The sequence below is a fragment of the Synechococcus sp. W60.3 genome (assembly GCF_047502615.1).
In the GTDB taxonomy this organism is placed as follows: domain Bacteria; phylum Cyanobacteriota; class Cyanobacteriia; order Thermostichales; family Thermostichaceae; genus Thermostichus.
Genome location: NZ_JANSHJ010000013.1, coordinates 1 through 24,131 on the forward strand (window position 1 = coordinate 1; position 24,131 = coordinate 24,131).

The 24,131-nt window shown below is 61.9% G+C and carries 26 protein-coding genes; 13 read left to right on the forward strand and 13 right to left on the reverse strand.

What is annotated here, in order from left to right:
- The 3 genes from NW846_RS06245 to NW846_RS06255 all read left to right on the forward strand — a co-directional run.
- The coding region (locus tag NW846_RS06245; protein ID WP_414515582.1) for an extracellular solute-binding protein at positions 1-449 on the forward strand (449 nt) is incomplete at its 5' end.
- 101 nt (positions 450-550) lie between these two features.
- On the forward strand, positions 551-817 hold the full coding sequence (locus NW846_RS06250; RefSeq protein WP_414348271.1) for a hypothetical protein: 267 nt from the start codon (positions 551-553) through the stop codon (positions 815-817).
- Positions 818-910: 93 nt separating this feature from the next.
- Complete coding sequence (locus tag NW846_RS06255; RefSeq protein ID WP_414348269.1) at positions 911-1,753, forward strand: carbohydrate ABC transporter permease; 843 nt, start codon at positions 911-913, stop codon at positions 1,751-1,753.
- A gap of 24 nt (positions 1,754-1,777) precedes the next feature.
- On the opposite strand, the gene NW846_RS06260 is transcribed toward NW846_RS06255, so the two are convergent.
- Positions 1,778-2,212 (reverse strand): PAM68 family protein, encoded by a 435-nt coding sequence (locus NW846_RS06260; protein ID WP_011431559.1) that lies wholly within the window; start codon positions 2,210-2,212, stop codon positions 1,778-1,780.
- 35 nt (positions 2,213-2,247) lie between these two features.
- On the reverse strand, positions 2,248-2,523 hold the full coding sequence (rpsO, locus tag NW846_RS06265) for a 30S ribosomal protein S15 (protein ID WP_011431560.1): 276 nt from the start codon (positions 2,521-2,523) through the stop codon (positions 2,248-2,250).
- Positions 2,524-2,611: 88 nt separating this feature from the next.
- Here rpsO and NW846_RS06270 point away from each other — a divergent pair, with 88 nt between their 5' ends.
- A complete protein-coding gene (locus NW846_RS06270) occupies positions 2,612-3,292 on the forward strand; it encodes a HEAT repeat domain-containing protein (protein ID WP_099812700.1) in 681 nt (226 codons plus the stop codon).
- Positions 3,293-3,358: 66 nt separating this feature from the next.
- Here NW846_RS06270 and apcD read toward each other — a convergent pair whose 3' ends face one another.
- The 4 genes from apcD to NW846_RS06290 all read right to left on the reverse strand — a co-directional run bounded on the left by apcD (position 3,359) and on the right by NW846_RS06290 (position 7,179).
- Positions 3,359-3,844 (reverse strand): allophycocyanin subunit alpha-B, encoded by a 486-nt coding sequence (gene apcD / locus NW846_RS06275; protein ID WP_011431562.1) that lies wholly within the window; start codon positions 3,842-3,844, stop codon positions 3,359-3,361.
- 187 nt (positions 3,845-4,031) lie between these two features.
- A complete protein-coding gene (locus NW846_RS06280) occupies positions 4,032-5,270 on the reverse strand; it encodes a type IV pilus twitching motility protein PilT (protein ID WP_369781494.1) in 1,239 nt (412 codons plus the stop codon).
- Positions 5,271-5,640: 370 nt separating this feature from the next.
- Positions 5,641-6,330, reverse strand: coding sequence for a GTP cyclohydrolase I FolE (folE, locus tag NW846_RS06285; RefSeq protein ID WP_099812699.1), 690 nt, complete (start codon positions 6,328-6,330; stop codon positions 5,641-5,643).
- A 123-nt stretch (positions 6,331-6,453) separates the two neighbouring features.
- Positions 6,454-7,179 carry an SDR family oxidoreductase gene (locus NW846_RS06290; RefSeq protein ID WP_414348181.1) on the reverse strand — a complete coding sequence of 242 codons (726 nt, stop codon included), beginning with the start codon at positions 7,177-7,179 and terminating at the stop codon, positions 6,454-6,456.
- 224 nt (positions 7,180-7,403) lie between these two features.
- Between NW846_RS06290 and NW846_RS06295 the strand changes: the two genes are divergently transcribed.
- The 4 genes from NW846_RS06295 (at position 7,404) to NW846_RS06310 (ending at position 11,760) form a co-directional block, all read left to right on the forward strand.
- Positions 7,404-8,600 carry an ABC transporter ATP-binding protein gene (locus tag NW846_RS06295; RefSeq protein ID WP_011431566.1) on the forward strand — a complete coding sequence of 399 codons (1,197 nt, stop codon included), beginning with the start codon at positions 7,404-7,406 and terminating at the stop codon, positions 8,598-8,600.
- A 455-nt stretch (positions 8,601-9,055) separates the two neighbouring features.
- Complete coding sequence (locus tag NW846_RS06300) at positions 9,056-9,949, forward strand: Tic22 family protein (RefSeq protein WP_011431567.1); 894 nt, start codon at positions 9,056-9,058, stop codon at positions 9,947-9,949.
- A gap of 11 nt (positions 9,950-9,960) precedes the next feature.
- Positions 9,961-10,848, forward strand: coding sequence for a peptide chain release factor N(5)-glutamine methyltransferase (prmC, locus tag NW846_RS06305; RefSeq protein WP_041438671.1), 888 nt, complete (start codon positions 9,961-9,963; stop codon positions 10,846-10,848).
- A 141-nt stretch (positions 10,849-10,989) separates the two neighbouring features.
- Positions 10,990-11,760 (forward strand): sensor histidine kinase, encoded by a 771-nt coding sequence (locus NW846_RS06310; protein ID WP_011431569.1) that lies wholly within the window; start codon positions 10,990-10,992, stop codon positions 11,758-11,760.
- A 25-nt stretch (positions 11,761-11,785) separates the two neighbouring features.
- Here NW846_RS06310 and psb27 read toward each other — a convergent pair whose 3' ends face one another.
- Complete coding sequence (gene psb27 / locus NW846_RS06315) at positions 11,786-12,187, reverse strand: photosystem II protein Psb27 (RefSeq protein WP_011431570.1); 402 nt, start codon at positions 12,185-12,187, stop codon at positions 11,786-11,788.
- Positions 12,188-12,259: 72 nt separating this feature from the next.
- On the opposite strand from psb27, the gene NW846_RS06320 reads away from it, so the two are divergent.
- Both NW846_RS06320 and NW846_RS06325 read left to right on the forward strand, forming a co-directional pair.
- Positions 12,260-13,000 carry an NnrU family protein gene (locus NW846_RS06320; RefSeq protein WP_049749798.1) on the forward strand — a complete coding sequence of 247 codons (741 nt, stop codon included), beginning with the start codon at positions 12,260-12,262 and terminating at the stop codon, positions 12,998-13,000.
- A gap of 34 nt (positions 13,001-13,034) precedes the next feature.
- On the forward strand, positions 13,035-13,427 hold the full coding sequence (locus tag NW846_RS06325; RefSeq protein ID WP_011431572.1) for a thioredoxin family protein: 393 nt from the start codon (positions 13,035-13,037) through the stop codon (positions 13,425-13,427).
- Here the strand turns inward: NW846_RS06325 and NW846_RS06330 are convergent.
- From NW846_RS06330 to NW846_RS06350, 5 genes are all read right to left on the reverse strand, one after another.
- The gene (locus NW846_RS06330; RefSeq protein WP_041439269.1) at positions 13,364-14,944 is read right to left on the reverse strand and encodes a hydantoinase B/oxoprolinase family protein; all 1,581 of its coding nucleotides are present in this window, start codon (positions 14,942-14,944) and stop codon (positions 13,364-13,366) included. The genes NW846_RS06325 and NW846_RS06330 overlap by 64 nt on opposite strands.
- A 5-nt stretch (positions 14,945-14,949) precedes the next feature.
- Complete coding sequence (locus NW846_RS06335; protein WP_414347394.1) at positions 14,950-15,258, reverse strand: hypothetical protein; 309 nt, start codon at positions 15,256-15,258, stop codon at positions 14,950-14,952.
- 31 nt (positions 15,259-15,289) lie between these two features.
- Positions 15,290-15,811 carry a PDZ domain-containing protein gene (locus NW846_RS06340; protein ID WP_240527784.1) on the reverse strand — a complete coding sequence of 174 codons (522 nt, stop codon included), beginning with the start codon at positions 15,809-15,811 and terminating at the stop codon, positions 15,290-15,292.
- Positions 15,812-16,066: 255 nt separating this feature from the next.
- Complete coding sequence (pip, locus tag NW846_RS06345; RefSeq protein WP_011431576.1) at positions 16,067-17,017, reverse strand: prolyl aminopeptidase; 951 nt, start codon at positions 17,015-17,017, stop codon at positions 16,067-16,069.
- Positions 17,018-17,050: 33 nt separating this feature from the next.
- Entirely contained in the window at positions 17,051-19,258 is a 2,208-nt protein-coding gene (locus NW846_RS06350; RefSeq protein ID WP_099812693.1) for a glycoside hydrolase, read from the reverse strand.
- A gap of 175 nt (positions 19,259-19,433) precedes the next feature.
- On the opposite strand from NW846_RS06350, the gene NW846_RS06355 reads away from it, so the two are divergent.
- From NW846_RS06355 to NW846_RS06365, 3 genes are all read left to right on the forward strand, one after another.
- Positions 19,434-19,976 carry an HNH endonuclease gene (locus NW846_RS06355; RefSeq protein WP_011431578.1) on the forward strand — a complete coding sequence of 181 codons (543 nt, stop codon included), beginning with the start codon at positions 19,434-19,436 and terminating at the stop codon, positions 19,974-19,976.
- 47 nt (positions 19,977-20,023) lie between these two features.
- Positions 20,024-20,587: a phycobiliprotein lyase gene (locus tag NW846_RS06360; protein ID WP_011431579.1), complete on the forward strand. Its 564-nt coding sequence runs from the start codon at positions 20,024-20,026 to the stop codon at positions 20,585-20,587.
- A 123-nt stretch (positions 20,588-20,710) separates the two neighbouring features.
- The gene (locus NW846_RS06365) at positions 20,711-22,600 is read left to right on the forward strand and encodes an AAA family ATPase (protein ID WP_414515586.1); all 1,890 of its coding nucleotides are present in this window, start codon (positions 20,711-20,713) and stop codon (positions 22,598-22,600) included.
- Here NW846_RS06365 and glcD read toward each other — a convergent pair.
- A complete protein-coding gene (gene glcD, locus NW846_RS06370; RefSeq protein WP_414515588.1) occupies positions 22,597-24,087 on the reverse strand; it encodes a glycolate oxidase subunit GlcD in 1,491 nt (496 codons plus the stop codon). The genes NW846_RS06365 and glcD overlap by 4 nt on opposite strands.
- Positions 24,088-24,131: the final 44 nt, after the last annotated feature.

The following is a 24,131-nucleotide window of genomic DNA, read 5'->3' on the forward strand; positions in this document are numbered from 1 at the left end:
CCACCCGCATGCCCTACAACGCCGACAAGGGTTGGACGGGGAACTTGATCGGGGGCGCCAGCCTTTGGTTGGTGAAGGATCTGCCCAAAGAGGTGGAAGAGGGGGCGCTGACCTTCATGTTGTGGCTGAATAACACCGAAAATGCTGCCGAATGGCACCAAGTGACCGGCTATCTGCCCATTCGCAAAAGCTCGGTAGCCTTGCTGGAGTCGCAGGGCTGGTTCAAGGAAAACCCCAACTTCTTCACTGCTATCGACCAAATCAACAACTCCAAGGTCACTCCTGCCACCCGTGGGGCGTTGCTGGGAGCCTTTCCTGAGATTCGCAATGTGGTAACCCAGACCATGGAAGATCTCATGCTCAAGGGCGGGGATCCGGCCCAAGCCATGGCCAGGGCCAACGAGACTGCCAACCGGCTTCTGGCCGAGTACAACTCCCTCTATCAGTAATTGGTCAGGAGCTGGGCTACAGCAAAGCAAAATCTGAGGATGGGGGGTGGGCGGCGGCCTGCCCCTTTTTGGCTTTTGCAAGGTTGGATGGGAGAGAGAACATGGGGAAATGGATCCAAGTGCTGCTGCCGCTGCTGGCGGGGTTGTCGGGGGCCCTCTGGGTGGGATCCCGTTTTCGGCGCATCGAGCGGCCTGTGCTGCTGGGGGCGGCTCTGGGGGGGCTGGCAGGAGGGTTGGGATCCCTGATCTTCATGGTGCCGCTGGATTTTTGCACCTTTGAGCCGGAGCGCAAGGCCATCGACCTCGCTTTTGGCGTGGGGTTGGTGCTGGCGGGCATGGCCATCCCCCTCTGGCCGCTGCTGGCCTAGATCCGCAAGGAGCGGGAGCGCCGCCTGGGGATCCCCAGTGCAGCTCCCCAAGAGAGGGGTATCTTCAAGCAGGGGTGGCTGGCCTGGCTGCTCTTGTTGCCCACCTTCGCCATTTTGGTGGTGTTTCTCTACTATCCAGGGCTGGATACCCTGCGCCTCTCCACCCTGCTCACCTTTGTGGGCGCGCCGCGCAGCCGCTTCGTCTGTGTGGACAACTTTACCGCTCTGCTGACGGATGCCACCTATCTGCGCAGCCTGGGGATTACCTTCGCCATTTCGGCGGCCATCGTGGTGTTGGGGCTGAGCGGATCCCTGTTGATTGCCACGCTGGCCTACCAGCCCATCCGCGGGGCGGCAATCTATCGCATCTTGCTGATCTGGCCCTACGCCATTTCGCCAGCAGTGGCCGGTATCATCTTTTTCATTATCTTCAACCCCTTGGGCGGCGTAGCCAACTACTTGCTGGGGTTAGTAGGGATCCCACGTTTGAACTGGCTGAGCGATCCCAATTTAGCCCCTTGGGTGGTGATCTTTGCCAGCGTTTGGAAGCAAATGGGCTACAACATTTTGTTTTATCTGGCTGGGCTGCAAAACCTGCCTAAAGATTTGCAGGAGGCGGCTGCCATCGATGGGGCGGGGGCCCTTCGCCGCTTCTTTTCCATCACTCTACCGCTGCTTTCCCCCATCACCTTCTTTTTGGTGATCACCAACATGACCTACGCCTTTTTCGATATTTTCGGCACCATTGATTTGCTGACTGCCGGCGGCCCTTCCGGATCCACCTCGGTGTTGATGTACGAGATCTACAAGATTGGCGTATCGTCAGGCAATTTGGGCAGGGCAGCCGCCCAATCCATTGTGCTCTTCTTAATTGTGGTGAGCCTGACGATCCTGCAATTCCGCACCACCGAGCGGAATGTAAGGTATGGGGGATAACGGGGCTGGGGGAGAGAGCAAAATCTAGGATTCGTCAGCTTCCGACGGCTTAGAAGGGTCAGACAACTCGCGCCATTGCTTGAAAACATTGCCTAGGTTGCGGCGGAACTCGTCAATCCCCAGCAGGGATCCCGGCTCTGGATCCCAAGAAGCCGAGAACACGCCGTAGCTAATGCCCAAAAAGCCAAGGCCGAAAAAGGCCAGCGACTCCACCAAAGTAAAGTAGGGGGGCAGGGCTATCACATGGTTGGTTAAGAGATAGTAATTGACAAAAAAGCTGCTCAAGCCAAGGCCAGAAGGGATCCCGGAAAAGACCAAGATCCGCCGCACCATACGCCGGCTGACCTCAGGGGGAATGACAGCAACCGGCTCTCTTTGGGTCGGTTGCGTCTCCACCTGAGCAGGGGTAGAGCTGGAGCGGCGGCGGGAGGCTTTGGAATAGCGGCTGGACTTGCCCACGAAGGTAGCTCTCCGACAGTGATTTAGCTAGCTGCCTACTTTTTCACCCGAATGTTCAACCGTTCGGCCAGCTCCCGGAAGCGGTCGGGAGAACGTTTGGCAATGTAGTTGAGCAGCCGCTTACGCCGACCGATCATCATCATTAGGCCGCGGCGCGAGTTGAAATCTTTCGGGTTTTTCTGAAGGTGCTGCGAGAGTTGGTTGATACGGCTGGTTAGAAGAGCAACTTGTACCTCGGCAGAGCCGGTGTCAGTGTCGTGAAGTCGGTAGGTCTCGATAATCTCCTGCTTCTCTTGCTGCAGTAAGGCCATAAGTTCACAAAAACTGGATGCACTGCCTCAGAATGATAACATCGGCTTTTCGTCCTTTGCTATAGCCGGGTTAGGGGGAGAAAAGGAGATGACGACAACTTCTGGGGATCTGCCGGCCTTGCTGGAGCTGTTGAGCTCTCAGAACTTGGGGGATCGGCTGCGCGCCGTCAACAAGGCCAGAGAGCTCCCCGCGACCGAAGCCTTGACGCTGTTGCAGCGAGCTGTAACCGACGAGAATGCCCGCGTCCGCTATGCCGCCATTAGCCAATTGGGCACGCTCTCCGGCGCAGGTGTCGACCCGGCTGCCCTTTTGCCGATTCTGCGACAGTTTTTGCGAGAGGACCCCGAGTTCGATGTGCGGGCTGCCGCCGCCGCCGCCCTGGGGGATCTGAAGCAGCCACAGGCCCTAGACGATCTGCTAGAGGCTTACCGGCGAGAGACGGAGTGGCTGGTGCGCTTTAGCATTGTCGCCGCGCTGGGCGAGCTGGGCAACCCCGCCGCCTTCGACACCCTAGTGCAGGTTTTACAGGAAGGAGACGAGCTGCTAACAACAGCCGCTGCCGCTGCCCTGGGAGATCTAGGGGATCCGCGGGCCATCCCCCATTTGGAGCCCCTCATCGATTCGGACGATTGGCAGTTGCGCTACCGCGTCTGCATTGCTCTAGCCCAGCTCGGCACCGAAGCCGCCCGCCCCGGCCTAACCCGGCTGGCCCAGGATCCCCAAGAGCAGGTGGCCGCCCACGCCCGCACCGCCCTGGCATCTCTGTAGGCAGCAAGACCACCAAAGCTTGCCTCTCCACCGCCCAGACCGGCCTCCCTCCTCAAGAGAGGCGAGCTAGCTCATGGCATTGATGATGTAGTCGAAATAGGGGGCAGCCTCGGCGGCGGAGTCCGGATCCAGCAGGCTGAGGGCTGCTTCCTTCAAGAACACGATCGCATCGATCATACCGGCAATGGGCACGTTGAGGGCATTGTACATCTCCCGCACCCCTATCAAGCCGATGGATTCGATCGGCTCTTTGCTGCCGGCAATGATGCCATAGGTCACCAGGCGGAGATACCAGTCGTAGTCCCGCAGGCACTGGTTATAGCGCTTTTCGCCGTAGGCATTGCCGCCGGGTTGTATGTATTCGGGTCGCTTGGCAAATAGCTGCTTCTGCGCCTGATCGATAATGCGTTTTTTGTTCTCAGTTAACACCTGAGCGATCTGCAAACGCTTCTCGCCGCTGCTCATGTAATCTTTGATAGCTTGCAGTTCGCTGACGGAGAGATAGCGCAGTTGGTCGTCCGCGGTCTCGATGATCTGGTTGATCACGCTCACGGTAGGAATTCTCCTGTTTGCTAACTTGCTTTCAATTCAATTTGTTCACCAATCCGGCACCCATCCCGCAAGCCAAAGCTCGGCTCAGGAGATGAGAATATGGCCCAGAAAGCCAGCCTTGCCGCTTGCTCTCAGTTTAGGATAGGGCGAGCTTTCCCTCAAGCACCCACCCTGCGGGGCAGCGACCTCAGATGCGCCCCCGCAGCCATTGGGCCATCTCGTTGCGCCGCGGAGCCGCCTCCAGACACACCTCCTCTGTAATGCGCCCCTCTTGGTAGAGCCGAAACAGCGACTGGTTCATGGTACACATCCCCTCGTAGGAGCCGTCGGCAATCAGCTCCTCGATCTCGTCCACGGCACCCCGTTTGATGTAGTCGCGGATGGCATCGGTGTTGCGCATAATCTCGTGGGCAGCGGTGCGCTTGCCGTCGGTGGTGCGCACCAGCGTCTGGGCAATAATTGCTACTAGAGTCTCGGCCAGTTGCAGACGCATTGGCTCCTGCTCCTCTGGCCGGTAGATCCCCAAGAGACGCTCGATGGTGCGGACGGCGCTGTTGGTGTGCAGGGTTCCAAACACCAGGTGGCCCGTCTGGCCGGCCTTGAGAGCCGTATCCACGGTTTCGCGATCCCGCATCTCCCCGATGAGGATGATGTCCGGATCTTCCCGCAGCGAAGCCTTGAGGGCGTTGGCAAACTCCAGGGTGTGGATCCCGACCTCCCGCTGCCGCACCAGCGATTTCTTACTCTGGTGGACGAACTCGATGGGATCCTCAATCGAGATGATGTGCTTAGCAAAGTTGGAGTTGATGTAGTCCACCATCGCCGCCAGGGTTGTGGACTTCCCGGAGCCGGTGGGGCCTGTCACCAGTACCAGGCCCTTGTGCTCCTCGGCAATGCGCTTGAGCACCTCCGGCGCCCGCAACTGCTCCAGCGTCAAGATCTTGAGCGGGATCAGGCGCAGCACCATGGCAGGCCCTAGCAGAGAAACAAAGCAGTTAACCCGGCAGCGCACCAAGCCCTCGTACTGGATAGCGGTATCCAGCTCCAGGCACTCCTCAAACTGGCGGATTTGGTTCTCCGGCAGGCTTTCCCGCAGCCAGCTATAGAACACCTCGGTGGTGGTGACCGGGTAGTTGCCTATCACAATTTGCCCCCGATCCCGGAAACGGGGCACCTCTCCCACCCCCAGGTGAATATCCGAGTAGCCTTTTTCGTAGGCTTCCTGCACCAGTTGGCGCAGCGTCGGTCCAGCGGGGGCAGACTTAGGAGCAGCGGCGGCCACCGGGATCCGTCCAGCAGCCGTGGGGCGAGCCGGCGGCCCAAAAGGCGGAGCAGCCGAACCGGGGCTGGGGGGAGACACCTGAGGCCGGGCAGCAGGAGCTGGAGGGGGCGGAGACATCTGCGGGGGAGTGGCAGGGCCCGGCATGGGCACCGGCGTCTGCGGGGGGGCGACGGCCACATCTGGGGGGACGGGCCGGCCCAAGATGGGCTTGGGGGCGCTGGGGACAGGACGGGATCCGCTCCCGACAGGGGGAGGAGCAGCCCTGCCCAGCACCGGATCTAGCTGGGTTGGGGGTTCTGCCGAGGGCGCTTGCGCGGCCGCACGCGCGGGGCGCTGGATAACAGGCGGGGTCGGCGGCTTCCAACCGGAGTCTAAGTCGGTGGGAAATTGATTTTCGGGGCTAACCTCGCTCATAACAGGCCTCGCTTCTGGCAGGATCTGCGTCGATTTTAAGCTAGTATGCCCAGCCAGAGCAGAGGATTAGCTTTCTTGCCGGCAAAGCGCCGCGGCATCCTTAAAGGTTGGACGGGTGGCGAATGAGGCTCAAAAACTCCTCCCGCGTGCGGGGATCCTCCTGGAACACCCCCACCATCGAGCTGGTGACCGTCCAAGAGCCCGGCTTTTGCACCCCCCGCATCACCATGCACATGTGGGTAGCCTCGATAACCACCCCCACCCCATAGGGATCCAGCATGGTCATCAAAGCTTCCGCGATCTGGCGGGTAAGGCGCTCCTGAACCTGCAGGCGGCGGGAGTACATCTCGACAATGCGGGCGATCTTGCTCAGGCCCACCACCTTTTGGCGGGGGATGTAGGCAACATGGGCCTTGCCGATAAAGGGCAAGAGGTGGTGCTCGCAGAGGCTGAACAAAGTAATATCCCGCAGCAGCACCATCTCGTCGTGGCCCTCGTCGAAGATGGCGCCGTTGATGAGATCTTCCAGGGACTGCCGATAGCCGCTGGTCAAAAATTTCAGGGCGGCCACCACCCGCTCCGGCGTTTTCTTGAGGCCCTCCCGCTGCGGATCCTCCCCAATTCCCCGCAGCAACGTCTCCACTGCCGCTACCATCGCCGGATCCAGGCTCTCTGAGCCCTCGGGCTCTTGCCCCGCCGCATGGGACAGATCTCGGACAAGGCGAGACTTCAGGTTGGCTTTGTCGTTGAGTCGAAACTCGGCACCGGATCCAGGCTTGGCAAGAGTCATAGCAGGATATTCCTTGGGTTGAACGAAGGGTTGAAGGAACTTGTCAAGGGAGGCGGTGCAGGCAGATCTCCTCAAAAGCTCAGTCACAAAGGCCGTTACAGGAAAAGCCAGCTCCAGCCCGGCCTAAAAGGCCCCTGCTGCCGGCATGAGGGTCAGATCTTCCACCACGGCACCCTTGGGCAGGCGAACGATGTGGGCAATCAAGTCCGCCACCAACTCCGGCGAGAGCATTTTGGAACGGTCGAAATCGACCTGAACTGTATCCCAAAGAGGTGTATCCACAGCTCCGGGACACAGGCTGGTCACCCGAATGCCATGCTGCCGTTCCTCTGCGGCCAGGGCTTGAGAAAAGCCCAGCAGGCCAAACTTACTGGCGCAGTAAGCCCCCCAATTGGGAAAGGCTCGCTTGCCCGCAATGGAGATAATGTTGACAATCGTGCCGCAGCGCTGCCGGCGCATCGCCGGCAGGACGGCTTGGGCACAGAGAAAAGCTGCCGTCAGGTTCAAGTCGATCACCCGCTGCCAATCGGACAAAGATAAGGTGGCCAAAGGCCCGACATGGGCTATGCCGGCGTTATTGACCAAGACATCACAAACACCAAATTGATCCAGGAGAGCCTGCAACCGCTGCGGCAGGGCTCTTAAGTCGGCCAAGTCGATGGGAAAAACCTCCGCCTTTCCTCCCTTTGCCTGGATCTCCGCCTGTACCCCCAGCAAATCGGGATGGGAACGGGCCACCAGAGCAACTGCCACCCCCTGCCGAGCTAGGGCTAGGGCCACTGCTTTGCCGATCCCTCGACTGGCCCCCGTAATCAGGGCACGTTCGGGAAACTGGGTCTCAAAACTCATCCACAATAAAACTCTGGGATGCGCCGTCGAGAATAAGCGCCACCAGAGCCTGGGAAACTTCGTTAACCCAGTGTAACACTAATTCCTGCCTGCCCCTCCAAGCAAACAGGAAAGACTGGCATCGATCCCTCTCCGCCGCCCTCTAGCTGACTGGCGTCGGGCCGGGAAGGATCTGAGGTATGGTAGTCTGGTAAAGATAGTGAAAATCTTTTGCAACAACGATCATGGCCGAGTTTTTGATTTCCTCGACGTCCACCGCTGCCCGGACGGACTCTCCCTACATTCTTGAGGTTGAGCACATCAGCAAGGGGTTTCCCGGCCAGCGGCAGTTGGTTTTGCAGGAAGTGGCGTTTCGCCTGCCCCAGGGAGACATTCTGGGGATTGTCGGCCCATCGGGCTGTGGGAAGACCACTTTATTGCGCACCATTGCCGGCTTTGAGCAGCCAGACAGCGGGCGGATCCTGCTGGGGGGGCGAGTGGTGGCCGGGGAGGGGCAGTGGATCCCACCGGAGCGGCGGGGGGTGGGGCTGGTGTTTCAGGATTTTGCCCTGTTTCCCCACTTGGATGTGTTGGCCAATGTGATGTTTGGCCTCCGGCCCACTGCCCTGTTCGCGTCGGCAGCGGGGGGCGGCAGTCGCTCCTCCTCGGCTGAGGTGGGAGGCGCTGCCCAACAGGCGCGGGAACGGGCTGACGAGGTGTTGCGGTTGGTGGGTCTAGAGGACTACGCCCACCGCTATCCTCATGAACTTTCAGGCGGGCAGCAGCAGCGGGTGGCCCTGGCCCGAGCTCTGGCCCCCAAGCCCAGCCTAATCCTTTTGGATGAGCCGTTGAGCAACTTGGATGTGCAGGTGCGCTACTACTTGCGGGAAGAAATCCGCAAAATCCTCAAGCAAACCCAGACCTCGGCCATTTTCGTTACCCACGACCAAGAGGAGGCTCTCTGCCTTTCCGACTGGGTGGCGGTGATGCGGGAAGGCCGTATTGAGCAATGGGGATCCCCGGAGGAAGTCTATCGGGAGCCGGCTACCCGCTTTGTGGCGGAATTCATCGCCCAGGCCAACTTTCTTCGCTGTGAGCGGCGGGAGTTCGGTTGGCAAGCTGAGGGGCTGCTGCACATCCCATTTCAGGCTTTGAGGGATCAGCCCGATCCCCATCTGCGCCAGGGAGAGCTGATGATCCGGCAGGAGGAGTTACGTCTGCATCCCAATCCCCAGGGGAGAGTTACCATTCGGGATCGACAGTTTCTGGGGCGAGAGTATCGCTATTGTCTGGTTACAGAGACGGGCAAGCAATTGCACGCCCTGGCGCGGGAAGCTTTGCCGGTGGGCACGCGGGTTCAAGTTACCGTCGAGCAGGGCCGTCTGTTTCCCATTTCGGAACCTCAGTCAGTAGCGGGATCGGGAAGCAAGAGCTTTGCCTGATGGGAGCTTTGCCCTCAGCCCAGGCGCCCCACGCCGCTGCCGCGTTCCCAGGATCCTGCCTTCTCAGCCCAGACTCTACAGCCAGAGGATGGAGGGGCTATCTGTATTTGGTGTGGATCCGCTTTGTTAGACTCCGTATATAGTAGGAGGTGATGCGGGATCCCCACCCAAAACGAGGGCTTTACCCCTCGACAGGGGTTGAGCAAATGCTTTAACCTTGCCTTCTAGGGTGGCCCAGGGGGCGCTCGTCAAAAAGGGTAGAGGGGCGTAGTGTCAGCAAGGGCCAGCTTCGCCAGGCGCTGTCCCCAAAGTCCCAAGAGTGCGCCGCATGGCCAGCCTGAGCTGTGTTGAGCAAGGTGAGCTTGGTCAGCTCCTCTTGGGCAGAGGTCGTCGGTTAGTGTTTCAGGGATCTGACCCAATAGCAACGAAGACAAGGCGTGATGCCAGGAGTAGAGATGAAAATGATGCGCGGTAATGCAGTGCCGCTTTTGGGATCCCTCTGCCGCCGTAGAGCTCAGGCAGGCGGGCGGGCCGCGTTCGTAGCGGCAGTTCGCAGCACCCTCCTGCTGGGGTTGGCGGGGGTGATCTGGGGGGGAGTTCCTACTTTTGCTCAAGGGGGGCCCCTCTCGACTCAGGCAGTGGCAGCCCCCATGAGTCGTCAAGAAGTGGCGGAGCGGCTGAATCTGGTGCCGGTTTTTGCCATTGTGTCTCAGAACGGCACCCCTGTGGTCGCTAACGTAGAGCGGGAGGGTCGCACCATCCAGGTGGCTTCTTTCTGGCTGGATCAGAACCAAGCCCAGCAAGCGTTGGATCAGGTGAAAGCCAAGAACCCTGAGGTGGGCCAGCAAGCCCAGGTGGTGCCCATTCCCTTGGGCTACGCCTACGAAAAGTCGGAAGAAGAGCGGGCCAAGAATAGCAATCTGTACTTTGAGGTGGTGCCTCGGGCTGCTGATGTGGAGGCGGCCAAGCAAGTGCTGAAAGAAACGGGTCAGGAGGTGCCGCCGGAAGTGATCGGCGTGCCGCTGTTCTATGGCCGCTCGGGAGAGGGGTTGCTGACCATCGAGCAGGATGGCCAGGAGGTGGTGCCTTTCTTCTTCGACCGCAACGACCTGAAGGGGGCTTTAGACCGGGCGGCGGCGCAGAACCCCGAGGTGGTCGGCAAAACCCAGATCGAGGTCACTTCCCTGGCCATCGTGGTGGAGCGCATGTTAGCCCCTGACGCCCAGGAGGATGTGCAGAAGATCGCCTTCATTCCGCCGCGCGCGTCGCTGGAGTACGTGCAATCGTTAATTCGCTCTGCCACTCCCCAGCCCAATCCACCTGCCACTCCCCAGCCTCAGCGGCGTTGACCTAGCTCCTGATGGGATCCCCCTCTGCGCTGGTGCAGCAATTGCTGGCCTGGCGTGCCCAGGCTCTGCAGGCGGCGCAAGCCGCCGGCATCCCTCCTCAGGAGGTGGAACTTCTGCTTAGGGAACGGCTGGGCTGGGGATCGTTGGAGCGCTTGCTGGGTCGGCCCCCGACGCTGCAGGGGGATCCGCTGGCGGAGGTAGAGGAGCTGTGGCGGCGCCGGCTGACAGAGCGCATCCCCCTGCAGTACCTGCTGGGAAGGGTAGAGTGGGCAGGTTTGAGCTTGCGGGTAACGCCAGCGGTGTTGATCCCGCGCCCGGAGACCGAGCTGCTGGTGGAGCAAGCCTCCCTTTGGTTGCAGTCTAACCTGCTGCCGCCGGGATCCCCTTTTGCCGACCTGGGCACCGGCAGCGGGGCCATTGCCATCGCTTTGGCCCAGGGGCATCCCCAGTTGCAGCTTCTAGCGGTGGACGTGAGCCCAGAGGCTTTGGCCGTTGCGGCAGCCAATGTGGCGGACTATCATCTGCAGGAACGGGTGAAGCTGTTACAGGGATCCTGGTTTGCGCCTTTGGATCCCTGGCGAGGTCGGCTGCGTGGCCTGGTTTCCAACCCGCCCTATATCCCCACCGGGGAGCTGGCCTACCTCATGCCCGAGGTACGGCTGCACGAGCCACGACAGGCCCTCGATGGCGGGGAAGATGGGCTGGTGCACTTGCGGCTTTTGATTCAAAAAGCACCGGATTACTTGGCCCCCAACTCCTTTTGGGCGGTGGAGGTGATGCAAGGCCAAGCCCCTTGGGTGGCGGAGCAGTTGCAGGCCAGAGGCGGCTATCAGCAGATCCAAGTCCACCGGGATTTGGCCGGAATTGAGCGGGTGGTCAGCGCCCACTTCGTCGGCTAGAAAGTTGGGAAGAAAAAGGTAGGATCCAGGAGCGCGCCGTTGTCAAACTAGCTAAAACCCAAGGCTCTCCATCCGAACGCCCTGCTTCGAACATCAACGGGATCTCCTACCTTTTGTCCGAAGTACCTCTGGAGGAAACCCTTGCCCGCAGCAAAACCCGATCCTCCCTCCCAGCAGGCCGCTGCTGCCGTCAGGCAAGAGGCGGTGGATTGGCAGTTTGCGTTTGAGCGCTCGGAGGTGATGCGCGCCTTTCAGCAGGAGCTGCTCGTCAGCATTGGCCACGAGCTGCGCAACCCCCTCAGCAGCCAGATGGGATCCCTGCAGTTGGTGCTGTCCGATCTGTGCGATTCCCGCGAAGAAGAGCGGGAGTACCTTCAAAGTGCCAAAGAAGCGGTGGAGCGCCTGATCCAGTTGCTCGAGGAGTACAGCCGCCTGGCCCGCCACGACCTGCCCATTCAACCCTTGCAACCGAAGCCGACCCGACTCCGTCCCCTCCTTCAGGATGTGTACAGCCTAACTCGCCTACAGGCCCAGGATCAGGGCATTCGCTACGAATGGCCGATCCTACAACCGCCTTCTGCCTCTGAGCTGCCCGCCCTCCCGGACAGCCTTATGGTTTGGGCGGATCCCCACGGTTTGGTGCAGGCTCTGCTGGGGGTGTGTCGCTGGGGTATTCGCACCCTACGCTATGGTTCGATGGCTCTACACCTCTATCCCATCGCAGCAGCGGAGGGGCGCCTGTGCCTGGAGTGGAATCTGGAAGGGCGGTGCCATGTGCCCATCCAAACAAAGGGTTGCGCTGCTTGGCGGGTGAGCGAACGGCTCCTGAGAGAAATGGGGGGCGATCTGGAGCTTGGCGAAAGCAGCCTCCACCGGGTTGTCATCAAGGTAATCCTGCGCCTCGCCCAGTGATTTGGATCTGGGAGATCTGAAAAGCTTAACCTTCGCGGCGCAAGGCCAGCTCAGCGCGATCCAGTTGCATCAGCACCCGCTCCACCTTCTCTGGGTCAAGAGGCCGCTTGGAGGTGCGGTAGTGGGAGGCCACGGTGTTGAACACGGTGCGCAGAGTCGTAAAGGATTGCAGCTTGTCGTAGCGATGGCCATGGTAGCGCCCTGCAAATTCTTGAATGGCCTCCATCGCTTCCACCTGCGCCTCCTCTGGATTCATCACGGGATCCGCTTCCGAGAGAACGGTGCGCAGGGTTTGGATCAGGGTCATGCTGTCTTCGTAGTACTTGCCGGTGAGGCGGGCCGCCTGAGCGCTTGCGGTCGCCCAGCCCAGCATCAGGGTGACCGAGAGGAGCAGGCCGAGAAAACGTAGAAAAAAAGGTTTCAGCATCGGAAGCTTGCCCAATGTAACTTATCTTTAAGCATAAGTCACAGCGACACCGGAAGAGGAGCCATCGAAAAGATGCTGTCCACTTTCTTCAACCACTTGCTGCCGGAGCTCGCCCGGTACAGATCCCACGCGATCATGTTGGGCATGATCTTGGGGTTTGCCTGTGCTCACAGTGGGCTGGCCCACTTGCGCCCCTGGGGGGAAGCTTGGCTGGGATCCCGTCTGTACCGCCTTCTTTTTGCGCTGGTCAGCCTCAGCTTGGCTCCGCTGTTGCTGATCTACTTTTTGAACCATCGCTACGACGGGGTGATCCTCTGGGATCTCCATGCTGTCCCCGGCATTCACACCACCGTTGTTCTTTTGTCGGCGCTCTCGTTTTTCTTTTTGTATCCGGCTACCTTCAACTTACTGGAGATTGCTGCCATTCACAAGCCGGAGATTCACCTGTTTGAGACCGGGATCATCCGCATCACCCGCCACCCCCAAATGGTGGGCCAGGTGATCTGGTGTGTGGCCCATTCCCTTTGGATTGGCTCCAGTTTTATGCTGGTCACTTCCCTGGGGCTGGTGGCCTACCACCTGTTCGCCGTCTGGCACGGGGATCACCGTCTGGAGCGGAAATACGGCCAGGCCTTCCGCGATCTCAAGGCCCGTACTTCTGTGATCCCCGGCTTGGCCATTCTGCAGCGGCGACAACACCTGCAACCGCGAGAGTTTCTGCGCTGGGCCTATCTGGGGGTGTTCAGCTTTGTTGTGATTCTTTATGCCTTTCATCCGCAAATGGTTTCTGCAGCCAGCGGGGTTGCCTGGTAGCATGATCCCAAACAACTTCTTTAGTCTGGGAGTGATGAACTTGCAAGTTGCTTTAGATGCTTTTAATCAAGAACTTTTGACAAGTGACGGGTTGGTGTTGGTGGATTTTGGTGCCCCTTGGTGTGGCCTGTGTCGCTTCATTCAGCCGATTACCGACCGTCTCGCAGCAGAGTGGGGCGGCGCGGTCAAGGTGCTGCGGGTGAATGTGGACGACAATTTTTGGCTGCCGCGCCGCTATCGGGTGCGCTCGCTGCCGACCTTAATTTTGTTTGAGAAGGGTCAAGAAGTGCAAAGGCTGGAGCACTTCGCCAGCCGCGATGATGTGCTCCGCCGCTGCGAGCAGTTGTTTCTCGCTCGCCTGCGCTATGTGGGTTCGGGTGCCTGCTCCTCCTCGCTGGACCCCCAAGCCCCGCCGCCAGGGGTGTAGAGGGTGAGCACATCGCCGGCTTTCAGGGGGCGGCTGATCTTGCTGGGCAAGGGATCCCCGTTGACGAGGTTGATCCCCAGCTGGCCAGGTTCGCCGCCTTCTTCCCCTTGCGGGGCATGGTGGCGCCGGTCGGTGAGCAGGGAGAGGGTGCAATCTTGCAAGGTCTGGATGGAGCGGATCAGCCCCCACCCGCCCCGCTGGCGGCCATGGCCGCCGGAATCTGGGCGCAACTCGTAGCGCAGCACCCGCAGGGGATACTCCAGCTCCAGGGCTTCGATGGGGGTGTTGAGGGTATTGCTCATGCCCACGTGCACCCCATCCAGGCCTGGTCGCTGCTGGCTGGCCCCCTGGCCGCCCCCCAGGGTTTCGTAGTAGGTGAAGTGGCGGTTGCCCAGCACGCAGTTGTTCATGGTGCCCTGCCCCTGGGCGATGGCACGGGATCCGGCCACCGGGGCCAGGGCTTTGAACACCACATCGGCAATGCGCTGCGAGGTTTCCACGTTGCCGGCCACCACCGCCGCCGGAAATTGGGCATTGACCAGGCAGCCGGGCGGGGCCACAATCTCGATGGGATCCTCCAGGCCGACATTGCTGGGGGCAGTGGGATCCAACAGGCAGCGCAGGGCAAAGAGCACCGCCGAGCGGGTCACGGCCAGAGGCGCGTTCAGGTTCCCCGCGGTGGCCGGGGCTGTGCCGGCGAAGTCCACCCGCAGCCTCTCCCCCTTGACCTCTACCTGCACCCGGATCTCAATGGGCTCAGGCGGATCCCCGTAGCCCTCCAGGTAGTCGCAGGCGGTGTAGATCCCATCGGGCAGAGCGCGGATCTGGGCCTGCATCCGCCGTCGGCTGTAGGCGATCACCCCGGCAATCAACTGCCAGGCCTCCTCTTCCCCGAACCGGGCCAGCAGCTCGCCAAACCGGCTCACCCCCACGGCGCTGGCCCCCACCTGGGCCTGCAAATCTCCCCGCCGCTGCTCAGGGTTGCGCACATTGGCCAGGATCAGGCGCAGCAGATCCTCCTGCCAGCGCAGCTCCCCTGTCGAGGTCATCTGGGCCAGCCGTAGCGGCGGGATCACCAGCCCCTCCTGCCAGATTTCCGTAGAGTCGGCGGGCATGGAGCCGGGGCGCATCCCCCCAATATCGGCATGGTGGGCGCGGTTCACCGCATAGGCACAGACCTGTTCTGGATCCCGCAGGCCGGGGATGGCCGTAACCACCGTGATATCCGGCAGATGGGATCCCCCCTGGTAGGGATCGTTGAGGACGAACACATCGCCGGGCCGCGGGCCGGCTGCCACCACCGCCCGCACCGCCTCCGAGAGAGCTCCCAGGTGAACTGGAATGTGGGCCGCCTGGGCAATACAGGCCCCTTGGGCGTCGAACAGGGCTGTCGAGCAATCCCGCCGTTCCTTGATGTTGGCCGAGTAAGAACCGCGGATGAGGCGCGCCCCCATCTCCTCGGCGATCCCCGCCAGCGCATTGGCCATCACCTGCAGCCGGATGGGATGGGTATCCATGCCCCTCACAGCCTGCGCCCCAGCCAAACAGCCACCCTGCGGATCCCTTGCCAAAACTGCAGACGGCGCTGCCAGCGGTCGAGGGTATAGCGATTCTCCCGCAGCCGATCCCGCAGGCGCAGCAACTCAGCCGGCGTGGGAGCCAAAGCCCGCTCAGCGGCTTCCCGCCAATCAGCCATAGCCCGCTCCGTAACCCAGAGCGCCGACCGCAGGTTCAAGAGGACAGGAATCAGGGCAAGCAAGGCTAAAAACAGCAGCCCATTGAGGCCGCAAACCGCCCAAACTGCCCACTCTGTCCCTAGTGCAGCAGTCACAGAGAGCTCAGCAAGGGATCCCTGGCAACACTCACTGCTGCTGCAGCATCAAGGGGCGCAACACACGGCCATCGCCGACCACAACCACCGTCGATAGCACTTGTCCGCCGCGCCGGAAGGTAATGGGTACCCGCTGGCCCACGGGGGTGTTTTGGATAATTTGCTGCACATGTTGCACCGAGGTGACCCGCTGCCCGTCCACCCCAATCAAAATATCCCCCTGGGCCAGACCCGCTCGTTGAGCCGGGCCATCCTGGAGCAGGCCAACCACCTGCACCCCTTGAACTCGAGGCGCAGGGCCGAACAGGCGACGGCTGATAGCGCCTTGAGCCGGCTGTCCATCCACCGCTTCGATGGCAACCCCGATGAAACCGTTGCCTACGACAGCAGGCGACACCTGAGCCCCGAAACTGTCAACCTGAACCGTGGGGCTGTAGAAGTTGTAAGCTTCACCCCCAACCGAGTCACAGGGGTAGGCCACAACAGCATCTGCCAGCAGGAGGGAGGCGGGCAGGGCGAGGGCAAGCTTGAACAGAGTGTTCGGTTTCTGCATAGTTCGAGCCTGGAAACGGCGAAGAATAACAAGTTGAGATCCGCAAAAGCATTGGGATGGATCGACCAGCCCGAGAGACACAGCGGAAGCCATCAACCGGGCAGCTTGCACCGCCCTTCCCTCAGTGATAAACCCAAAATCGCCAACTGTCGATAGGCTTGGCCGTGCTTTGGGGCTAGATCCCAAGGTTTTGCCGGCATTTCTGTAGCAATTCTTCAAGCTCTTGGGATCCTCAACCCGGCCTATCTCAGCGGCTCACAGACCAACGCAGCGATCGGTGGCCTGCAGCAGGGCGGTGCGGATCCCGGGCTCGGTGATGGAATGGCCGGCATCGGGAATGAGATGAAACTCCGCCTCTGGCCAGGCCTGGTGCAGTTCCCAGGCGGAAATGGGGGGGCAGACCACATCGTAGCGCCCCTGGACAATGACAGCCGGCAGATGGCGCAGGCGCTCCACCCCCCTGAGGAGCTGATCTTCAGGATCCAGAAAGCCGCCGTGGACGAAGTAATGGCACTCGATGCGGGCAAAGGCCTCGGCAAACTCTTCCCGGCCAAAGCGCTCGATGAGCTCAGGGCTGGGGATCAACTTGCTGGTGCTGGCCTCCCAGATGGCCCAGGCGCGGGCCGCCCTCAGGCGCACCTGGGGATCGGGGTCGTTGAGGCGGCGGTGGTAGGCTGCCAGCAGGTCATCCCGCTCGTTGGGGGGGATGGGATCCAGGTAATGTTCCCAAGCATCGGGGAACAGGTAGCTGGCCCCCGACTGGTAGAACCAGCGGATCTCAAACGAGCGCAGCAGAAAAATGCCCCGCAAGATAAACCCCAGGCAGGATTGGGGGTGGGTTTGCCCATAGGCCAAGGCGAGGGCGCTGCCCCAACTGCCCCCGAACACCCACCAGCGCTCAATGCCCAGGTGCCGGCGCAGCTTTTCGATATCGGCCACCAGATCCCAGGTGGTGTTCTCCCGCAGCTCGGCGTAGGGGCGGCTCTTGCCGCAGCCGCGTTGATCGAACAGCACCACCCGCCAGCGGCTGGGCTCGAAGTACTGCCGGTAAAGGGGATCGATGCCGCCGCCGGGCCCTCCGTGCAAAAACACCACCGGCTTCCCGTCTGGGTTGCCGCACTGCTCGTAGTAGAGGGTGTGCAGGGAAGAGACGGGGAGAAAGCCGTGATCGTAAGGCTCGATGGGCGGGTAGAGGTCGCGCTGCATAACCAGAGATTCTAAGGATCAACGGCCAGCCGCTCAAGGCCTGCGCAGGGCGATGGTGGCCTTGGGCGGGATCCCTTCCTGGAAGGTCTCGCCATCGGCGGCCACGATGACGAACTGCAGCTCTTGTCCCGGCTGGGCGCCCAGATTGCTCCAAGGAATAGCCACCTCCAAACAGGCATCCACCACCGCTTTCACTTGGTGGCTGATGGCGTGCCAGGTGTGGTACTCCCCTGCCTGCAAGAGCTGAGCCTCGACAGGGGCGGGATGCTGGCCGGTGCCGGGGGGCGGCAGCGATAGCTTCAACAGGTGGCGGTAGTGGTAGTTGAGGGGGGCTTCTGCCGGCAACCCTTGGAGGGGAATGGGGCTGTTGACGGTGACGCAGTTGGGGTAAAACCACAGCACCTGCAGTTGCTTGGGCCGCTGCACCACCGAGTTAAAATCCAGCCGCAGGTAGAGGTTGAAGTGATCGAACCCGTACCAGAGGCGGCGGACGACGCTGTTGCGGTGCATGGTGCCGCGGGCGGCGCCGATCTCCACCCGCCCGGCTTGGCTCCACTCCCGTTCGGCGGGGCGGCCGTTGATGGCCGGGTGGATAAATCCTTGCGGCAGGCGATCCCCCAGCCCATCGTGATCCTCGAGAGGGAACTGCAGCACTGCCGGCACGGCCTCTCCCAAAGCGGTGTAGAGGGCCTGCAGATGTTCCCGAAACAACTGGTCGAAAACGGCATCGTGGGCCGAGGAATGGCCCGCCCCAAACCACCAGAACCAGTCGGATCCCTCGGCGGCCCAGAGGGCTTCCCAGGCTTCGGGATTGGCGTGAGGGTGATCCTGAATGACCTGGCGGGCTTGGGCCAGGAGCTCCCAGGCGCGGTTTTTGACGGGATCCCCGATCCAAGTGGTAAAGTCAGCTTCAATCCAGGAGCCGCTGTGCAGTTGTTCGGCTGGCAGAAACTCCGTAGGGGGAAACTGGTCCAAAAACTCCGAAACCGTCACCAAGCGCAGCGCCGGGTGCTGGCTGAGGCGGGCATAGAGGTTCTCCAGGAAGGGCCGGCCATCTTGGGGGTAGTACTCCCAGCAATTTTCCCCATCTAGGGCGATGGTGACCAGCCAGGGCTGTTCCTGGGGCAGGCGGTTGCGGATGCTCTCCAGGTGGCCGATGAGATCCTTGGCGGCAGCATCGGCGGGCATGGCGCTGTAGCTGAAGCCGATCAAATCGGAGAGGCGGTGATCCCGAAAGACAATGGCCAGATCCCCTGCCTCGCTCTCCAGACGGTAGGGCCGATAGAGCTTTTCCGGCTCGAGGATATGGCCCTGCCCGTCGCGATGAAAGGGTTGGCCCAGGCTCCAGCCCAGCACGCCCTCGTCGGAGATGATCCACTCAAAACCCTGCTTTTGCACGATGGGGACAATGGCCGGGCTCACGGATTGCTCCGAAGGCCACAGACCCCGCGGCTCGCGGCCAAAGCGCTCCCGGTAGATCTGCTTGGCCCGCTCCAGTTGGCTGTGGACATCCTGCTCCCAGTGGAAGGGGTAGCGGGGCAGGGGCAAGCCGGGCCGAGCCACCCGCGCCGAGCGCTCGCTCACCAGCAGGGGCAAGATGGGATGGGTGTAGGGGCTGGTGGTCAGCTCCAGTTGGCCGCTCTCTTGCAGCTTGGCGTGCTGGGGCAAGATGGCGGCCAGGATCTGCTGCTGCTTGGCATAGATCCGCTGCCGATCCGCCAGGGTAAAGCCGGATCCCATCTTGATCCAGCCCTCGATCTCGGGATCCTCGTGGAAGAGGGGATCGAACCAGGAGAGGTTGTGCCAGGCCAGCAGGTCGCTGAAGTCTTGCGGTGTCCAGTACTGTAGGCACCAGTTGATCCCCTGCGATTCCCGCTGTTCGTAGAGCTGGCGGTAGCGGGGATAGGGCTCAATCATGGTGGGGTAATGGCTGTCGAAGAAACGCTCGACAATGAAGCGCCGCTGCTCCGGGGTCAGCTTTTCGACAGGAGATAAAGTCAGCTCCAAATAGGGATCGAAGGCGGAGCCGGCCACGTAGTCTTCGATTTGCACAATCAGAGAGGGCACCAGGTTGACCGTTTGGTGCAGGCGAGGATAGCGCTCCAGCAGCAGAACCAAGTCGAGGTAGTCTTTGATCCCGTGTAGGCGCACCCAAGGCATGCGATATTTACCCGCTATCGGACTTTTGTAGAGGGGCTGGTGTTGGTGCCAAACCAAGGCGATATGCAGCGGGTAGGTCATGGGAGGCACGGGATCCGACCATCACCCGGATACTAGCCCATCTGTCCGGCTCCCGATCGTCAGAAACTCTGGAATGTTGAACGGTGGGGATCCGCCTGGATGGTGCCCACTGCGGGGAAACCTTGTCATTCGCCGGATTTCTCAGGACAATGGCGGCAAATGGAAGAGCTAAGTCATGACTGCTGCTACCCACGTCCTGGAACAGTCGATCGTTGTCTTCTCCCAAAACTACTTGCCCATTAGCCGGGTCAACATTAGGCGGGCGATTGTGCTGCTGCTGACGGGCAAGGCAGAGCCGCTGGCGATGATGAATGTGCCGGTATGGAAAGTGCGCTCCCCCAGCCAGGTGATCGAGGTGCCCGAGCACATCCGCCTGACCATCAAGGGCAAAGAGCGGGCCTGGCGAGTGCCCCCTGTTAACCGGCGGGAGGTTCTGCGGCGGGATCACCACACCTGTCAGTACTGTGGCAGCACCCACAACCTAACCCTGGATCATGTCGTGCCTCTTTCTCGCGGGGGATCCCACACTTGGGACAACGTGGTGACTGCCTGCGAGCGCTGCAACCAGCGCAAGGGCAACCGCACGCCCGAAGAGGCGGGCATGGTTCTGCGCAGCAAACCCCGCGCCCCCCTCCACCCGACGGTGGCTTTTGCCGAGCAGTTTTGGCGCGAACAGCAGAGCCGGCAAGAGCCAATCTACGGCTACAGCGCAAGTTAGAATCGGCAAATTTCGGTTGTTATCGAGGAGGATCCGCGTCGGCCATGATGACCGTAATGGAGTTTTTTGCCCTCAGCGCTGGCGAGTGGATGTGTCAGCGTACCAGCCATCACTTGGCCTTTCGCCGCTCTGAGGGGGGGAGATCGCGGATGCAAATTGCTACCCTTTCGCCCGCCGATCCGGCAGTTATCCAGGTTTGTGAGCTGTTCAAGGTGGATCCACGGCGGGCCGTGGGGGCGGCGCGAGTGCAGTGGAATGGGGAGCAGGAGTGGGACAACGAAGAGTACAAAGGCGATGTGGTGCTGGTTCCCATTCCCGATCCCGACAACCCCATGCGGGGGCAACTGTTGCGGGATCAGGGCTATGCCGAGAAAGTGCCGGTGGCCGGCACCTACGTCATGGGATCGGACGGCGCCCTCACCCTCTACACCGAGTACGAGATGACCGAGTCGGAGGAGCGCATCTGGTTTGCCAGCCCCAACCTGCGCCTGCGGGCCAGCACCGTCAAGCGCTTCGGCGGCTTCAGCATGGCCTCTTTCTGCTCCGAGGTGCGCAAGCTCTCCGCCAGCCCTTCCCCCATCTCGGCTGTGGCTGAATCCCGCTCTCTCTAGGCTGTGGGCTGACCAGAAAGCTTGCCGGCGCCGGATCCCTGGCTTACTGGGGAGAGCCTCAGCCGGCAAGGGATGGGCTAAAACCTCTGTTGGTGGGTCATTTGTAGACGGAAAACCCGGGCTGTGGCGGATCTAAGCGACTTTATCCAGGGTATTGAGCAGCTCATCGAGCTAGCCCAGAAGCTGGACGAGAAAAAAAACACGGGGGGGCTGCGAACCGAAGTGCGCATCCAGGCCCGATCCCTGGGCAGCTCCATCCCCCCTTCTGGTTCTATCCCCCGCCGCCGCAGTGCCCAGACGGGGGATCCCTCCTGGAGCAGCGAGCCTCAGGTGATGTCCACGTCAGGCTGGCGCGAGCCGCCCAAGGCTGACCCTACGCCTGAGGCCACTGTCGCCGACCCCCCCGGCAGCCCAGACACCTGGCCGGGACCGCGCCTCAAGGATGTGGGGGGGTTGAAGGAACAACTGCAAGCTTTGCGGGAGCTGGTGGAGATCCCCCTCAAGCGGCCCGATCTGCTGGCCAAGTTGGGTTTGGAGCCGCCCCGTGGCGTGCTGTTGGTTGGCCCCCCTGGCACTGGCAAGACCCTGACGGCCCGCGCTTTGGCCGAGAGCCTGGGGGTGAACTACATTGCCCTCGTCGGCCCGGAGCTGATCGGCAAGTACTATGGGGAGGCGGAGGCGCGCCTGCGGCAGGTATTTGAAAAGGCGGCTAAGTCGGCCCCCTGTCTGGTGTTCATCGACGAAATCGACGCCCTTGTGCCCAACCGCGCCGCCGTCGAGGGAGAGGTGGAAAAGCGCCTGGTGGCTCAAATGCTGGGGCTGATGGACGGCTTTGTGGCCCAAAAAGGTGTTGTGGTGCTGGCGGCCACCAACCGGCCCGAGGCCCTGGATCCGGCGCTGCGGCGACCGGGCCGCTTCGACCGCGAGGTCATTTTCAAGGTGCCGGATCGGGAGGGGCGGCGGGAGATCTTGGCCATCCACACCCGCGGCATGCCGCTGGCAGAAGATGTGGACTTGGACAGCCTGGCGGATCAGACGCTGGGCTTTGTGGGGGCAGATCTGCGCGGCCTGTGCCAGGCGGCAGCCTATGCGGCCTTGCGGCGGCAGGTGCTGGATCTGGGATCCCCCATCCCCGACTCCTTGACAGTTTCGGCGGCGGACTTTCAGCAGGCCCTGCAACAGGTGAAGCCGGCGGTGTTGCGCTCAGTGGAAATCGAGTCGCCCCAGGTGAGCTGGGATCAGATCGGCGGCCTGGAGCAGGCCAAGCAGGTTCTGCAGGAGGCCATCGAGGGATCCCTGCTGCACCCGGAGCTGTACGAGCAGGCCCAGGCGCAAGCGCCCAAAGGGATCCTCCTCAGCGGCCCTCCCGGCACCGGCAAGACCCTGCTGGCCAAGGCGATTGCCTCCCAGGCCAAGGCCAACTTCATCGCCGTCTCCGGCCCAGAGCTCTTGAGCAAATGGGTGGGATCCTCCGAGCAGGCGGTGCGAGAGCTCTTTGCCCGCGCCCGCCAGTGCGCCCCTTGTGTCATCTTCATCGACGAGATCGACACCCTCGCCCCGGCGCGGGGCAGCTACTCCGGCGATAGCGGCGTCAGCGACCGCGTTCTGGGGCAACTGCTGGCCGAACTGGACGGGATCCGCCCCAGCCAGGGGGTGTTGGTGGTGGCCGCCACCAACCGCAAAGCCAGCTTGGATCCCGCCCTCACCCGCGCCGGCCGGCTGGAGCTGCACCTGAGTGTGGAGCTGCCGGATCGGGCCGGGCGGCGGGAGATCTTGGCCGTGCACAACCGCAAGCGCCCCCTGGGGCCGGATGTGGATCTGGAAGGATGGGCTGAGCGCACGGAAGGCTGGAGCGGCGCCGATCTGGCTCTCTTGAGCAACCGGGCGGCAATTGCCGCCATTCGCCGCCACCGGGCCACTGCCGAGTCGGTGGATCCCAAGACCCTGGTCATCCGCCAGGAGGACTTTGCCCAGGCCTTTGCCGAGCTGCAGCAGCAGCGCCAGGCCACCTAGAAGACCGGGATCCCTTGCCATTCCGGCTGCCGGTGGGCGTGGGCCGCCTCGCCGCAGGTGCGGGGGGTGGGAAAGATCTTGTCGGGATTGGCGATGTGCTGCGGGTCGAGCACCTGCCGCACCCACTGCATGCTCTCCAAATCCGTGGGCGTAAACATCTCCGACATGTAGCAGCGCTTGTCGGCCCCGATGCCATGCTCGCCAGAGATGCTGCCTCCCAGGCGCACGCAGAGCTTGAGGATCTCACCCCCCAGCTTCTCCACCTGCTCCAGGGATCCCGGCACCGACTCGTCGTAGAGAATCAGCGGATGGAGGTTGCCGTCGCCGGCGTGGAACACATTGGCCACCGGGTAGCCGTACTGGCGGCTGAGGCGCTCGATTTCTTTGAGGACATAGGCTAGCTGGCTGCGGGGGATCACCCCATCCTGGACGTAGTAGTTGGGGCTGAGCTTGCCCATGGCGGCAAAGGCCGCCTTGCGCCCCTTCCACAGCCGCGCCCGCTCTTCTGCATCGACGGCCACCTGCACCTGGCGGGCCCCGTTTTTCAAGCAGAGCGCCCTCACCTGTTGGCCGACTTCCTCCACCTCCAGCTCCAGCCCGTCCACCTCCACCAGCAAGATGGCTGCCGCATCCCGCGGGTAGCAGCCCAACTGCACCACATCCTCCACAGCATTGATGCTGAAGTTGTCCATGATCTCCAGGCCGGCGGGGATGATCCCGGCGGCGATGATGTCGGAAACGGTGGCTCCTGCCGCCTCGACGCTGTCAAAATCCGCCAGCAAGACCTGCACCTGGGCCGGCGCCTTGAGCAAGCGCAGGGTAATCTCGGTAGCAATGCCCAGAGTGCCCTCGGAGCCGACGAACAGGCCCACCCAGTCGTAGCCGGGCATCTCCGGGATCTTGCCCCCCCAGCGCACCACTTCCCCATCCGGCAGCACCACCGTCAGGCCGAGGATGTGGTTGGCCGTCACCCCGTACTTGAGACAGTGGACGCCGCCGGAGTTTTCCGCCACATTGCCGCCGATGGAGCAAACCGACTGGCTGGAGGGATCCGGCGCATAAAAATAGCCCTGGGCGGCCACCGCTTGGGTAATCCAGGCGTTGATTACTCCCGGCTGCACCACCATGCAGCGGTTGTCCAGGTCGATTTCCAGGATCTGCTTCATCAGGGTGGTGGCGATGACGACGCTATTTTCCAGCGGCAGCGCCCCTCCCGAAAGGCCGGTGCCGGATCCCCGCGCCACGAAGGGCACCTGGTAGCGGCTGCACAGCTTCACCACCTGCGCTACCTCTTCTGTCGTGCGGGGCAGCACCACCAGCGCCGGCCTTTGCCGGTAGCTGACCAGCCCATCGCATTCGTAAACCAGCAGCTCCTCCGGCCTGCTGATCACCCGCCGGGGATCGAGAATTTTTTTGAGCTCAGCCCTCAGTTTGAGCCAATCGAAGGTGAGGCCAGCTTGCAACGGGTGAGAGGAGCGAACAGCCATAGGGGGCGGCAGAACATCTCGTGAGGGGGATATCGTCACTATAG